14 protein-coding genes are annotated in these 13928 nt (G+C 38.0%); 13 read left to right on the top strand and 1 reads right to left on the bottom strand.

Features of this window, described 5'->3' with window-relative positions; genetic code table 11:
* The first annotated feature begins 46 nt into the window (after nt 1–46).
* The 11 genes from G7084_RS06055 to map all read left to right on the top strand — a co-directional run bounded on the left by G7084_RS06055 (nt 47) and on the right by map (nt 11492).
* The gene (locus tag G7084_RS06055; protein ID WP_166010988.1) at nt 47–1534 is read left to right on the top strand and encodes a gluconate:H+ symporter; all 1488 of its coding nucleotides are present in this window, start codon (nt 47–49) and stop codon (nt 1532–1534) included.
* A gap of 104 nt (nt 1535–1638) precedes the next feature.
* Entirely contained in the window at nt 1639–3096 is a 1458-nt protein-coding gene (cls, locus tag G7084_RS06050; RefSeq protein ID WP_166010986.1) for a cardiolipin synthase, read from the top strand.
* A 29-nt stretch (nt 3097–3125) separates the two neighbouring features.
* Entirely contained in the window at nt 3126–4391 is a 1266-nt protein-coding gene (gene yfmF / locus G7084_RS06045) for an EF-P 5-aminopentanol modification-associated protein YfmF (RefSeq protein ID WP_246163766.1), read from the top strand.
* Complete coding sequence (gene yfmH / locus G7084_RS06040) at nt 4384–5655, top strand: EF-P 5-aminopentanol modification-associated protein YfmH (RefSeq protein ID WP_166010984.1); 1272 nt, start codon at nt 4384–4386, stop codon at nt 5653–5655. The genes yfmF and yfmH overlap by 8 nt, the downstream gene beginning before the upstream one ends.
* A 56-nt stretch (nt 5656–5711) precedes the next feature.
* On the top strand, nt 5712–6581 hold the full coding sequence (locus tag G7084_RS06035; RefSeq protein WP_166010982.1) for a helix-turn-helix domain-containing protein: 870 nt from the start codon (nt 5712–5714) through the stop codon (nt 6579–6581).
* Nucleotides 6582–6599: 18 nt separating this feature from the next.
* On the top strand, nt 6600–7175 hold the full coding sequence (pgsA, locus tag G7084_RS06030) for a CDP-diacylglycerol--glycerol-3-phosphate 3-phosphatidyltransferase (RefSeq protein WP_166010980.1): 576 nt from the start codon (nt 6600–6602) through the stop codon (nt 7173–7175).
* 125 nt (nt 7176–7300) lie between these two features.
* Entirely contained in the window at nt 7301–7786 is a 486-nt protein-coding gene (locus tag G7084_RS06025) for a nicotinamide-nucleotide amidohydrolase family protein (protein WP_166010978.1), read from the top strand.
* Nucleotides 7787–7838: 52 nt separating this feature from the next.
* Complete coding sequence (recA, locus tag G7084_RS06020) at nt 7839–9005, top strand: recombinase RecA (protein WP_166010976.1); 1167 nt, start codon at nt 7839–7841, stop codon at nt 9003–9005.
* Nucleotides 9006–9194: 189 nt separating this feature from the next.
* Nucleotides 9195–9887 carry a VIT1/CCC1 transporter family protein gene (locus G7084_RS06015; protein ID WP_166010974.1) on the top strand — a complete coding sequence of 231 codons (693 nt, stop codon included), beginning with the start codon at nt 9195–9197 and terminating at the stop codon, nt 9885–9887.
* A gap of 1 nt (nt 9888) precedes the next feature.
* Nucleotides 9889–10611 (top strand): VIT1/CCC1 transporter family protein, encoded by a 723-nt coding sequence (locus tag G7084_RS06010; protein WP_166010972.1) that lies wholly within the window; start codon nt 9889–9891, stop codon nt 10609–10611.
* A 92-nt stretch (nt 10612–10703) separates the two neighbouring features.
* Nucleotides 10704–11492, top strand: a complete 789-nt coding sequence (gene map, locus G7084_RS06005) for a type I methionyl aminopeptidase (protein ID WP_166010970.1) — start codon at nt 10704–10706, stop codon at nt 11490–11492.
* A gap of 61 nt (nt 11493–11553) precedes the next feature.
* On the opposite strand, the gene G7084_RS06000 is transcribed toward map, so the two are convergent.
* On the bottom strand, nt 11554–11967 hold the full coding sequence (locus G7084_RS06000) for a YslB family protein (protein WP_166010968.1): 414 nt from the start codon (nt 11965–11967) through the stop codon (nt 11554–11556).
* A gap of 106 nt (nt 11968–12073) precedes the next feature.
* On the opposite strand from G7084_RS06000, the gene G7084_RS05995 reads away from it, so the two are divergent.
* Entirely contained in the window at nt 12074–12991 is a 918-nt protein-coding gene (locus G7084_RS05995) for an ADP-ribosylglycohydrolase family protein (RefSeq protein ID WP_166010966.1), read from the top strand.
* A 278-nt stretch (nt 12992–13269) separates the two neighbouring features.
* A complete protein-coding gene (gene plsY, locus G7084_RS05990; RefSeq protein ID WP_206212035.1) occupies nt 13270–13911 on the top strand; it encodes a glycerol-3-phosphate 1-O-acyltransferase PlsY in 642 nt (213 codons plus the stop codon).
* Nucleotides 13912–13928 lie beyond the last annotated feature (17 nt).

The following is a 13928-nucleotide window of genomic DNA, read 5'->3' as shown; positions in this document are numbered from 1 at the left end:
AAATTTTATTATTCGTTAAAAAATTATTAGGAGTGTTTTAGCTATTATGTTTAATCTTGCAACTGGGGCTGCTCCCAGCTTTTATTCATGGATGGTCAATGGGGTCAATGTTTGGCCATTCTTGATTTTGATCCTCGGAATTGCTTTATTACTATTATTTATCTTGAAGTTAAAGGTGAATACTTTTGTTTCTTTGATTATTATTTCGATTTTAGTTGCTTTGGGTCTTGGAATGGGACCTGCCTCTATTGCTGACGCCTTAAAGTCAGGAATTGGTGGTACGATGGGTGAATTGGTCGTGGTCTTTGGATTTGGTTCAATGATCGGTCGACTAGTTGCTGATTCTGGTGGATCATATCGCATTGCCTCAACATTGATTACGTTATTTGGTAAAAAACGTTTGCAGTGGGCTGTGGCGATTGCATCATTTATTATTGGAATTTCACTTTTGTTTGAAGTTGGACTTGTCGTCTTGATTCCAATTGTGTTCTCAATTGCTTTGGAAGTTAATGTGCCATTGCTTTACCTTGGAATTCCAATGGCAGCGGCTTTGTCAGCGGCGCAAGGATATCTTCCTCCACAACCATCACCAACTGCAGTTACTAACATTTTGGGTGCCAATATTGGAGTGGTACTGATGTATGGAGTGATCGTTGCATTGGTTGCGCTGATCGTTGCTGGTCCAATCTTTACTCGTTTTGCTCAAAAAATGGAACCGGGTGCCTTTAAAGTAACCAAGAAATTGGATGCTTTGGGTGAAGTTAAGAAGTTTGATTTGAAAGATACGCCAAGTTTTGCAATGGCAATTGTAACATCATTAATGCCCGTTATCTTCATGTTGATTGCTACTGCTTATACGATGATCAAAAATGGTGGTAAGCAAGTTTACGCTGGTACAATCGGTGATACAACTTGGCAAGCAATGTCACATGCTGCACAAAGTGGATATTTACATAATCCATCAACTTTTGATCAAATCATGGCAATGTTGGGAAACCCAATGATTGCTATGGTCATTGCCATGGCCTTTGCTATCTGGTCAATGGGACCTAAGCAAGGTCGGACGATGACAGAAGTTGGGAAGACGATGTCTGATGCTTTGAGCTCAATTGCTAATCTTTTGATGGTTATCGGTGGAGGAGCAGCATTTAAGGGGATTTTGACTTCTGGTGGAATTTCAGATGCCATCGCACAAGCTTTCCAACACACTTCACTATCACCAATCATCTTCGCATGGTTAATTGCCTTGATTATTCGTGTTTCAGTTGGGTCAGCCACAGTTGCTGGTTTGACGGCGGCTGGAATCGTTGCACCATTAGTGGCTGGGCAAACGGCCGTGAACCCTGCATTTGTTGTTTTGGCGATCGGGGCTGGATCAATTGGATTATCACACGTCAATGATGCGGGATTCTGGATGTTTAAAGAGTTCTTTGATTTGACAGTCACACAGACATTGAAAGTTTGGACCGTTTTGGAAACAATTCTTTCGGTTGTAGGTTTGGTGGTTATCTTAATCTTAAGTGCAATCTTTTAAATTTTAATGGTAAGATGAAAGCTCCTTTTGACGAAGGGGCTTTTATGTTAAACTCAAATAAATACTTGCTGGGATAGCAACGATAGGAGCATTCATTTAATACTATGCCGTTTTTATACTTACATTTTAATATTTTTGCAGATATTATTGTTTTGCTGAACACAATTGCGGCTGTTGCCATTGTGTTTCATGGTGAACGAGAAGTTTCATCGATGTGGGCTTGGTTAATGGTCTTGGTGACTTTACCAGGAATTGGTTTGATTATTTATATGTTTTTGGGACGTAATCTAAACAGTAAAAAAATTTTTAGTTTACAAACACAAAAAGTATTGGGCATTGATAAAATTGTCAAAAATCAAAAAAAATTAGCACACGAAATTGAGACCGCAGAACATTTAGAAGAAGAAAGTAGTTTTGTACGTTTATTTTTACAAAATGACGCTGCCTTATTAACTTTCCAAAATTCAGTTCAAATTTTTACTGATGGTCATGATAAATTTGATCAACTGTTTTCCGATATTAAACAAGCGAAGCATCACATAAATATTGAATATTTTACGATTTATGATGATGAAATCGGAAATCAACTAGTTGACTTACTCACACAAAAGGCACGTGTAGGGGTTCGGGTTCGGGTTTTATTTGATCAATGGGGTTCCAAAGGCCGACATGATAAAATGTGGCGTCGCTTCAGGGATGCTGGCGGACAGGTGGTTCCTTTTCTATCACCACGATATGTTCCAATTACATTTAGAATCAATTTTAGAGATCATCGTAAAATTGCGGTTATTGATGGTAGCATTGGATATATTGGTGGTTTTAATGTTGGCGATCAATATTTGGGTCGATTTAAAAAATTTGGTTATTGGCGCGACACGCATGTGCGGATTGAAGGTGATGCAGCTTTAGCTATCCAATCTAGATTTTTTACCGATTGGAATGCAACAACTAAGAAGCAACAACTTAATTTTTCTGATGATTACTTTCCAAATCAACAAGCGTCTAATAACCGGACGACAGCAATTCAAATTGTTTCATCGGGTCCAGATGATTCCAAGAAGCAAATTCAAACAGGCTATTTGAAGATGTTTGCGACGGCATCACAGAGCATTTATATCCAGACCCCATATTTTATTCCTGATCAAGCTGTGCTTGAAGTGTTGCGGATGGCGGCTTTATCGGGGGTGCAGGTGAAAATTATGATTCCGGCCTTTCCAGATCACCCATTTGTTTATCGTGCTACTGAATGGTATGTCCAAAAGTTGCTACAGGTTGGTGCAGAAGTCTATCGATATGATAAGGGCTTTATGCACGCTAAAACTGTAACGATTGATGGTCGTATTACATCAATTGGTTCGGCGAATATGGATATTCGGTCATTTATTTTGAATTTTGAAGCTAACGCTTTTATGTACGACCGGAATTTGGCAGAACAACTTGAAAATATTTACCACGCGGATATATTAGACTCAACACAATTAGATTTGAAATATTTTGAACAGCAGCCACTTTGGAAAAAAATTCTTCAACGGATGTCACGTTTATTGGGACCAATTTTATAATTTAGAATCGTTAGAAGGAAGATGAAATAATGGAACAAATTAAAATGGCTGATGGAGTTCATTTGCAAGTTGAAAAAACGGAACAGTTTACGACAACTCAAATTAGTATTAATTTTGCAACGCCCAAAGTAAATGCAGATTTAGCTGGGCGTTTTTTAGCTTCAAATTTTTTGGAGACTGTATCTAAAAAATATCCCACCCAACAAAAATTTGCACAGGTATTAAATGAATTATATGGTGCCGGTTTTAGCGTTGAAGTCAGCAATATGGGTGGAGTTCATAATTTTTGCATAAATTTGGAAATTGTGGATCCAAAATTATTAAATAGTTCAGAAGATTTATTAACGGCGGCTTTTTCTTTTTTGGAAACAATTTTATTTGAACCATTGGGTAATGAGATTGAAGGATTTGAACCAACTATTTTTCAACGGCAAAAAGAAATAGCATTAGATGAAATTGCAGGGCTTAATGATGATCGTGAATATCAAATTATCCGGACGACCATTGAAAATAGTTTTGTTAATGGAAATTTAGGCTTGGCAGCTTATGGAAATCAAGAGTTAGTGGAACAGAGTACTAATTTATCCGTTTGGCGAACTTATCAAAAATTATTAGTTGCAGATCAAATTGATGTCGTGGTAGTTGGTCCGGTTGATGTCAGCCAGATTAAACAATTGATGCATCAATACCTACCATTTCAGGCACGGACCATCCAATTACCAGTGAAACAACAACCAGGCTTTCAGCCCCCCAAAATTCAATATTTGAATGAGCCGGTGTTGCAAGCTCAAATTGTATTAAGCTGGCAACTGACATTAGATTGGTCGGAACGTTTTAGTGGTTACGTTTTAAATGCATTATTAGGTGGGAATGGTTTATCACGTTTATTTTTGCATGTTAGAGAAGAGGCAGGACTCGCATATACCATCTATTCAGATTTTAATTTTTATACAGACCTTATGTTTGTGGTGGCAGGAGTGCGGGTTGATCAAGTTAATGCGGCGCGCAAAATGATTTTAGATGAGGTTCATGATCTACAAGATAATCAGATCACGGAGGCAGAACTCAAGCAAATTAAACAATTAATGCTTAATGACTATCGCTTAGGTCAAGATCAAATCAGGACACGGACTGAACGGGGATTGAGTCGGGCAATCACCAAAAAAGTATTGACGCCCATTGAATGGCAAGCATGCTTAGAAAAAGTTACGAAAAAAGACGTGCAAGCAGTTGCTCAACGGCTACAACTTAAAATACAAATGATTTTGCAACGAAGGGAAGATAAAAATGAATAGACAAGTTCCGCAAGGTCAGCATTATCAACTTGAAAATGGATTGCGAGTTCATTTAATTCAGCGATCCGAATTTCATCAAGTTGTCAGCTTGTTAACGGTTGACTATGGGGCACGTGATTTAGATTTAACACAGCAGTCTGAAAATGTTGAAACATCTAAGCTAGGAATTGCTCATTTTTTGGAACATCAATTATTTAAGCAACCAGGTTATGATGCCATGTTAAAAATTAATCAAGCGGGCGACACAGTTAATGCATACACTTCGCCAACTCGAACTAGTTATTTTACGGTCTCGCCGGCAGAAGAGTACCAAAGCTTGATTGAACTACTAACTTTTACGCAAGAACCATATTTTGAACGGACTTCGGTGGCCCGTGAGGCCAATATAATTAGCCAAGAGATCGACATGTATCAGGATGATCCAGCCTCACAACTTTATCAGGCGATTTTAGGACAACTTTACCCACATGACCCGCTAGCCTTTGATATAGCTGGTACAGTGGAAAGTGTGCATACCATTACAGCAAGTGATTTACATAACGCTTTTGAGATGGCTTATTCACCGAATCGAATGGATTTGGTCATTGTTGGTGCATTTAATGAAGCCATAATTAAAACCTTGATATTAAATTCTCCCGCTGGAAAACGCCAGAGCAAAATGGTCGTTCAATCCACAAATAATGAGAGCCAGTTGATTGAATTTAATGTTAATGAAGAAACGTTATATCTTGATGCGGATATTCATCGAAATCGGGTAGCAGTTGGGCAAAGAATTATGTTGCCGCAAGCAACTGGAAGAATGGGTTTAAAAGATGGATTGGCGCTGGAATTAGCATTGGATTTAGTTTTTAGCGAAATTTCACCTAACTATCGTCAGTGGTATGATATGGGTTTGATTGATGATAATTTCAGTGTAGAATTAACTTGGGAACGTGGATTATCATATTTAGTGCTCTTAGGAGAAACGCCAGAACCGGAGGAGTTGATTACAGTTTTGAAAAATGAACTGATGAGCTTACCACAACGGCTAGAAGATTTAGCTGATGAATTTGGGCGTGTTAAACGGGGCGCAATTGGTCGTTTGATAAACAAATTTAATTCATTAGAAGAATGGGCTACTCAATTTGAAGGCGAAACCTTTGAGGCTGCATTTTTACCTGATGAACTTGAACTCCTGCAAAGTCTGTCTTATCAAGAAATGCAAACGATTACGCGACGAACAAAAATGAGTGGGATTGCAAGTGTAATTATCCAACCGGAATGATAAAAATATGGTAGAATAATTATATAAATATTAATGTAGTAAAGGGATTAAATGATATGGCAGACATAGAGCAAAAGGGAATTGGTGATGAACTGCAAGCAGCTCGGATTGATAAGGGCCTCACGTTAGATGATGTTCAAGCACAAACAAAGATTCAAAAGCGTTATTTGCAAGCAATTGAAAATAACCAATTTGATCAATTACCGGGTAAATTTTACGAACGTGCCTTCACACGACAATATGCAGCGGTCGTTGGACTTGATGCATATGATTTATTAGAGCGACATGATTTAATTACTCCAGTGGCCAGTTCGGATTTGGAACAGGCTCGGGTAGATGAAGATAATATCACACGGGTTGGGATGCGCCGCGAAGAAAATTTGCAAAAGAAACAACTAATGAATGTTTTGCCAAAGGTCATTATGGGAGTAGCCGCATTGGCTGTTGTCATTTTGGTGTGGGTCCTGGTTGCTAATTTTGCGGGTCATTCTAAGTCATCGACAGAAGATTCACATGTTTCGATTAGTAGTTCATCGATTGCAAAGAGCTCATCAGCTTCTGAGACATCAAGTAGTGAAAAGTCATCTTCTGAAGATACTAAAACAGAAGTTGGAGCGCCAGCAATTGCAGGCTCAACAACAACCTTTGAAGCTCAGGTTCCTGCTAATAGTGAACGCAAATTAACTTTGAGCGGACAAAATGGCGATGCTTGGGTGTTAGTTAAGACTAATACGGGGGCAGTTTTGTATTCTGGAACGATTAAAGCCGGTACTAATCAAGACTTTGTGGTTAATAGTGATGTTACTAGTGTTAATTTCCAAACAGGGAATGCTAATAATTTAAAGGCCCAATTTAATGGTAATGACCTGCCATTGAGTAATACCACTTTGGTTTGGCATGCATTGATTAATATCGTTCAAAAATAGGAGTAGGTTTGCATAATTATGAATTTACCGAATAAATTAACCATTTTTAGAATTATTTTAATTCCCGTTTTTGCCGTTATTTTAATGTTGCCAATAGATCTCTGGGGGCAGTTTGGAGTTTTGCCAATTACTCATCTTGTGGCTGCAATAATATTTATTACAGCTTCGCTAACGGATATGGCTGATGGGCAAATTGCTCGTAGACAGCACCTCGTAACTAATTTTGGTAAATTTGCGGATCCCTTAGCTGATAAACTATTAGTTATGACGGCCCTGATTTTCTTTGTTCAATTTCAATGGGTTTCTGCATGGATGATTGCACTGATCGTGATTCGTGAATTAGCAGTGACTGGTTTAAGAACTTTAATCGTAGAGAACAATGGGCAGGTGATGGCAGCGGCAATGCCTGGTAAAATTAAAACTACTACGCAAATGTTAGCCATTATTTTTTTCCTGCTACATAATTTAGGCTTTAATTTGATTAACTTACCATTTGCACAAGTAATGATCTGGATTGCTTTATTCTTTACGCTTTATTCAGGTGTAGAATATTTCTGGAAAGCACGCTTTGTATTTAGTGATGGTTTTAAATAAAAATTTATTAAGAGAAGGTTTGAACGTTTAGTTCAGACCTTCTCTTTAGCTTATTTGGGAAAAACATTATAATTAAGAATAGATTTAATAATTTATTGGATCCTTATTAGTTAGGAGCGATGATAGTGAAAGTAATTGAAAAATTAGGACGACGTTTGATTGAACAAAACCAAAGTATTACGGCTGCAGAAAGTTTAACGGCAGGGATGTTTGTCAGTCAATTGGCAAATGTGAGCGGCATTTCAGCTATACTCAGTGGGTCATTTATTACATATAGTGCAGAAGCAAAAGAGCAACTTATTGGCGTTTCAGTAGAAATGATTGAGCGCTATGGGGTCGTTTCCCCACAAGTAGCTAAAGCTATGGCACGAGGAGCACAGCAAGAGCTAAATACAAATTGGGCAATTGGCTTAACCGGAGTAGCCGGGCCGGAGGCTTTAGAAGGGCACCAAGCAGGAACGGTATACATCGGGATTGCACAGCCGAATGGCTTAGTTACCGCTAAGTTATATCAATTAACGGGCGATCGCATGGCAGTGCGAGAACAAGCGGTAGCATGTGGCGCACAATTAATTTTAGATTTAATGACTAAAAACGTTACAAAAAGTTAAAATTAGGTTATACTTAATATATTGAATTTTGAATTGAACGGAGAAATTAAAAATGGCAAGTGGAAAGAATATTAACCCTAATAAAAAAATTGAAGGTAAAATTACGGAACCCAAGGCCCGTAAAAAAGCATTGGATGAGGCACTCAAAAAGATCGAAAAGAATTTTGGAAAAGGGTCGATTATGCGAATGGGAGATTCAAAATTTTCTCAAATTGAAGCATCTTCAACAGGTTCTTTGAAGTTAGATATTGCTCTTGGAATTGGTGGCTATCCAAAGGGCCGAATTATTGAAATTTATGGACCAGAATCTTCTGGAAAAACGACGTTGGCCTTGCACGCTGCAGCAGAAATGCAAAAAAAAGGTGGTAATGTTGCATATATTGATGCTGAAAATGCCATGGATGTTGAATATGCCAAGGCGCTGGGCGTGAACATTGATGAATTGTTACTCTCACAACCAGATACTGGTGAACAAGGGCTGTCAATTGCAGATGCTTTGATCCAATCTGCTGCGATTGATATGATCGTGGTTGATTCTGTAGCGGCTTTAACACCGAAAGCGGAAATTGACGGTGAAATTGGTGATAGTTCAGTTGGACTACAGGCGCGTATGATGTCTTCTGCTTTAAGAAAGCTATCAGGCTCAATTTTAAAAACTGAAACAACTGTGATTTTTATTAATCAATTGCGAGAAAAGATCGGGGTTATGTTTGGAAATCCTGAAACGACACCAGGTGGGCGAGCTTTGCGTTTCTATTCAACGGTACGTTTAGATGTTCGACGGCGAGGTGGAATCGACGGGACTAAAAAAGACGGTGAAGACGTGAAGTCAGTTGGGAATCTGACTAAAATTAAAGTGGTTAAAAATAAGGTGGCCGCTCCCTTTAGAGAGGTTGAAATTGAAATCATCTTTGGAAAAGGAATTTCTAAAACTGGTGAGATGATCGACCTAGCTGTGGATAAAGATATTATTAAAAAAGCAGGTTCATGGTTCTCGTACGAGGGCGATAAAATTGGGCAAGGAAAAGTTAACGTCATGCGTTGGTTGGACGACCCAGAGAATAAAGCCACATATGATGAAATCATGGAACGCGTACTTGCTGAATACTTTAGCCAAACAACAGATGGGGACAAAGACGCAAATGTGGTTGAATCTGAAGCTTCCGAGACACCAACGACGGATACAAATGATGTTGAATTAGAAATTGAAGAAGAATAGGATGATAATTGTTTTATTTTAATGTAAAACAGAAGCTAAAACTTAGTTGCTAAGTTTTAGCTTTTTAATTTCATTTTAAAGATAATGAATACAGTAAAATTTATTAAATAATACATTCGTCTTTTAATAATATTTTTGGTATACTGAATTTAGTTTAGAATGATTATAAATTAGATGTAGGGAGTTAGTATGAGTAAGGAAAAACAAAGTTTAGCACAACGTAGTAATATTATTCGAGCGGCGGTCATGGGTGCCAATGATGGAATATTATCAGTTTCAGGGATTGTCATTGGGGTAGCTGGGGCGACTACGAATTCTTTTGCGATTTTTATTGCCGGTTTTGCAGGTGCTTTAGCGGGGACTGTTTCCATGGCAATGGGCGAATATGTCTCAGTCCATTCACAAAATGATGCCCAAAAAAAAGCAGAACAAAACCAATCACAACGATTAGATCACGATTGGCAAGCTGAATTTAACTTTGTGCAAGATAAGTATATTGCAGCCGGAATTAAGCCAGAATTAGCTCATCAAGCCACACAAGAAATGATGCAACAAGATGACCTTGGAACTACCGTTCGTGAGCGCTATGGGTTTACTCTAAATCAAGAAATGGATGCCATTTCAGCTGGTTTAGCCTCGATGATCTCATTTCCATTAGGTTCAGTTTTGCCCATGCTCGCAATTACGTTGATTCCTGCTAACTTACACTTGAATATTTGGGGGACAGGCGTAGCGGTAGCAATTGCATTGGCTATTACTGGATTCTCAGCAGCCAAGTTATCCGGCGCTGATTTGAAATGGGCAACCTTACGAAATGTTTTGGCTGGTATTTTTACGATGATTATTACTTACATAATTGGAACATTAATGGGGGGCTTATAAGATGAAGCTATCAAAAGAAGAAGAGCTTCTAATGCAAAATGGGGCCCATAAGCATGAAAAATTAACTTTAGAAGAGCGCTTAAATGTTGTTCGAGCGGGGGTTTTAGGCGCTAATGATGGCGTTTTAACCGTTGTTGGAGTTTTATTTTCCGTCGGAGCAGCCACGAATAATTCATTTACCTTGCTTATTGCTGGAGTTTCAGATTTGCTGGCTTGTGCATTATCAATGGCTTCCGGAGAGTATGCTTCAGTGAGTTCTCAGTCGGATGCCGAGAAGGTTGTTGTTCAAAAAGAGGCATACAGAATTAAAGAACAACCAGCATTAGTTGAGGCGGATTTAGAACAATTTTATGTTGGTCGAGGTGTGTCAGATCAAACTGCGACTTTAATTGCCAAAGATCTTATGCAAAAACAACCTTTGAAGGCAATTTTGGAGACAAAATATGATGTTCAACTCGGACATTATGTTAATCCATGGGAAGCGGCACTTTCTTCCATGATTTGTGCGGCATTAGCAGGGGTGGTGCCACTATTAGCTATGGTTTTGTTAAGTCGGACTCAGGGAATGTTAGTTGCAATCTTAGCAACTACGGTGGCTTCTGCGATCATTGGCTGGGCGAGTGCCAAATTGGGACAGGGATTTGTTAAAAAATCGATTATCAGAAATATTATTATTGGTCTTTTAACGATTACTATTCACTATGGGATTGGTTTGCTATTTTGAATCGTTTCTGCACTCAAATAATATCGGATCTTTTAACTTAAAACGAAATTTTAGCGGTATAATGATAGACAGTAGAATAACGGAGGTTAATGATGATAACGTTAAAATCAAAGCGAGAATTGGTTGCTATGGAGAAGTCCGGGGCAATTATTGCTGGTATGCATCAAGGGATGAAAAAATTGATTAAGCCAGGTCTCTCAACATGGGAAATTGAAGAATTCGGTCGAAAATATATCGAAAGTCATGGTGGACGGGCTGCACAAATTGGGTTTGAGGGTTTTAAATATGCCACAACCGTATCTGTGAATGATGAAGTTGCTCATGCTTTTCCACGTAAAGGATTAATTCTTAAAGATGGGGATCTCGTTAAGGTGGATACAGTTGTAGAATTGGATGGAGCTTTTTCTGACTCTGCTTGGAGTTATGCAGTTGGAGAGGTCTTACCAGAAGTGCAAAAGTTAATGGATGTTACCTTAGAAGCGCTTTATATTGGGATTGACCAAGCCCAAGTTGGTAATCGCCTTGGTGATATTGGCGCTGCGATTAATCATTTTGTGGAGGATGAGCATGGTTACGGTAATGTTCGTGATTATATCGGACATGGAATTGGGCCCACGATGCATGAAGAACCAGCTGTGCCGCACTATGGTGTAGCAGGACATGGGCTACGTTTAAAGCCAGGAATGACAATTACGATTGAGCCGATGGTAAATCTGGGAAGTTGGGAAGTGGAAACATCTAAAGAAGATGGTTGGACTGTTCGAACGATTGACGGTTCTTGGTCTGCTCAATATGAACATGTTATAGCGATTACCGAAGATGGACCTAAGATTTTGACTTCACAAGATCCAGAATTTGACGCAAAATATTTATTGAAATAAGAAAAAAATCATCTTACGCTACTTTTATAAAATAGTATGAGATGATTTTTTATTAGTATTTCTATTCATCAATGTGGATGGCTTCAGTGGTTAAAACAGTCAAGATGACGGTGTCTTTTTCAAATTCAACTTGAGTTTCAGCACTGGAACCAATTTGTTGTTCCGTTTGTTGGGCTAAGAAGCCAGCTTCTAAAAAGAAATCCGGTTTAGTAGCCTCCGACATGCGCCTTTCAACAAGTGAGCCAGTTAAAATCCATCTTTGACTAGTTGCTTTTTGTGATTCGATATTTAAAATTCCAAAGCCAGCATCATTGAAGAAATCAACAATGGCACTTATTCCTTGTAATGGAAATTCACGCGCTAAATCCTTACCGGCCCAATAAGTAATATCGCTCAGATCATCCGTCAATAATGCAGGTAGTAAATGATCTCTTAATAGCGTAATTGGGAAAATATTATTGTTTTGATCAGCCATACGATGCTCCTTTTTTATACTACTTATTATAACGAACATAATTCAATTTGCCAAATAGGTTGCAAAAATGTTACAATTTTTTAATGGAAAGGATGGGTAATTAAATATGGACTTACCAAATAATCCATTAATTAATAGCACCCTTGGGATGCTTGATGGTGATTTATTAACACAAAAGCATCTACCATTAGAGCAACGTCGTTGGAGTAGTGGTAGTTCATTAGCGCTTGCAACGATTGATGCTTTGTCAAAAAATTATGATATCAATGAAATCATGCAAGCTTTTGAAGCATGGTATAAACACGGTAAATATACAGTCGATGGTAAAATTCAGCCTGCTGGAAAAACAACTAAAAAAGCATTGGACACATATTTAGCAACACAAGATCCGTTTTCTTCGGGAGGAATATCTGAAGATGATAACGGGAGTGGGGCATTAGCACGAATTATGCCCATGATAATTTATATGTATAGTCTATATGGATCGGATTTTGTGAATAATGAGACGGCAATGTTGACGTTGCATCAAGTCGCTGGTCTAACTCATAATTACCCTCGAGGACTAATGGGGATTGGATTGTATGCAATTTTGGTTGGACAAATCTTAGACGGTTTTGAATTTGAAACAGCTTTGGATCGGGCAGTAGGGATTTCCTATGAATATTATTCTGAACACAGCTTATTTGCTGGTTTTCTCAAAGAATTAGATAATCTAAATACCCCGGATTTTAGTAGCCAACCCCAAGAAGCTTTGAATGGAAGTGGTTATATTGTTGATACACTTGAAAATTTGGTCTGGATTCTTTTAAACACCAAGTCATATCAAGAAGCAATTCAAGCCGCTGACCAAGTTCAAGGTCCGTCTAAAAAAATTGTAGCAATTGTAGGTGCGGTGGCAGCGCTGATCTACGGGAGACCGATCAAGGCTGACTTAAGCAGTCGCTTAGAAGTGGCACCAAAAGTTAAAAAAATGTTAATTCAAGCCAGTCGCAGTGGTCGATTTGAGATAAAAAAAGCTGAATAATTGGTGCAAACCTGTGATTATCAAGAAAAATGGAATAAGGGATCGTTGAATTATACGATCCTTTTTTATTTTCATGAAATTTGAGACCTATTTAGGATTAAAAATAGTTAGTTTTTTAAGATTTCATGCTAAACTATTATTAGTTTGTTAAAAAATAAAATATGATTATTATGAATCAATAACGAATGTGGTTATCTGATCCTAAGCAACCGATTGCAAGCGTGATAGATTAACGTGTATATCTAGTAGTTGCTTGGTAATAAGACATTGGAGAAAAAATGCAAATATTTAAAATCATTTTGGGATTATTAATGGCTTATTTATTAGGTTCAATTCCCTTCGGTTACTTAATTGGTAAGTATGTTTATCATAAAGACATTATGCAAGCAGGTTCAGGTAACATTGGAACGACCAATACTTTTCGGGTTTTAGGATTTATTCCAGGCACAATTGTATTTATTTTTGATGTTTTAAAAGGAACCGTGGGAGGGTTACTAGCGTATTTAATATGGACGCCATTACCAGATAATCGTCATTTTTTGATTTTAGCAATTGGTGTAGTAGCAGTTTTAGGTCATACTTTTTCAATTTGGTTGAATTTTAAAGGTGGGAAAGGGGTGGCTAGTTCGCTAGGAATTTTGTTGGCGTACTCACCTAAGCTATTTTTAATTTCATTGTGTATTTTTTTGATTTGTCTAATCCTCACTAGTATTGTCTCGATTAGTTCGTTGTTGAATTTTTTCTTTAGTACACTTGTTTTTTGGTACTACGACGAAAAATTTTTAGCTTTAGTTGCGGCTGGTTTAATGGTCTATGTGACATATCTTCACCGCAGTAATTTGGGACGGATGATTCATGGGAACGAAAATACAATTAAATTTGGGATTCCATACTGGATTCGGCGATTAAAAGCAAAATAAAAAGCCAATGGTCTAGG

The organism is Weissella coleopterorum, from assembly GCF_011304355.1.
Classification (GTDB): Bacteria; Bacillota; Bacilli; order Lactobacillales; family Lactobacillaceae; genus Weissella; species Weissella coleopterorum.
Note: the sequence above shows the minus strand (reverse complement) of the source record. Positions and strands in the feature narration are given on the sequence as shown.

What these genes read in the sequence shown, in the direction of transcription:
- G7084_RS06055 (WP_166010988.1), top strand. Translation starts at nt 47, where the DNA reads ATGTTTAATCTTGCAACTGGGGCTGCTCCCAGCTTTTATTCATGGATG.
- cls (WP_166010986.1), top strand. Translation starts at nt 1,639, where the DNA reads ATGCCGTTTTTATACTTACATTTTAATATTTTTGCAGATATTATTGTT.
- yfmF (WP_246163766.1), top strand. Translation starts at nt 3,126, where the DNA reads ATGGAACAAATTAAAATGGCTGATGGAGTTCATTTGCAAGTTGAAAAA.
- yfmH (WP_166010984.1), top strand. Translation starts at nt 4,384, where the DNA reads ATGAATAGACAAGTTCCGCAAGGTCAGCATTATCAACTTGAAAATGGA.
- G7084_RS06035 (WP_166010982.1), top strand. Translation starts at nt 5,712, where the DNA reads ATGGCAGACATAGAGCAAAAGGGAATTGGTGATGAACTGCAAGCAGCT.
- pgsA (WP_166010980.1), top strand. Translation starts at nt 6,600, where the DNA reads ATGAATTTACCGAATAAATTAACCATTTTTAGAATTATTTTAATTCCC.
- recA (WP_166010976.1), top strand. Translation starts at nt 7,839, where the DNA reads ATGGCAAGTGGAAAGAATATTAACCCTAATAAAAAAATTGAAGGTAAA.
- G7084_RS06015 (WP_166010974.1), top strand. Translation starts at nt 9,195, where the DNA reads ATGAGTAAGGAAAAACAAAGTTTAGCACAACGTAGTAATATTATTCGA.
- G7084_RS06010 (WP_166010972.1), top strand. Translation starts at nt 9,889, where the DNA reads ATGAAGCTATCAAAAGAAGAAGAGCTTCTAATGCAAAATGGGGCCCAT.
- map (WP_166010970.1), top strand. Translation starts at nt 10,704, where the DNA reads ATGATAACGTTAAAATCAAAGCGAGAATTGGTTGCTATGGAGAAGTCC.
- G7084_RS06000 (WP_166010968.1), bottom strand. Translation starts at nt 11,967, where the DNA reads ATGGCTGATCAAAACAATAATATTTTCCCAATTACGCTATTAAGAGAT.
- G7084_RS05995 (WP_166010966.1), top strand. Translation starts at nt 12,074, where the DNA reads ATGGACTTACCAAATAATCCATTAATTAATAGCACCCTTGGGATGCTT.
- plsY (WP_206212035.1), top strand. Translation starts at nt 13,270, where the DNA reads ATGCAAATATTTAAAATCATTTTGGGATTATTAATGGCTTATTTATTA.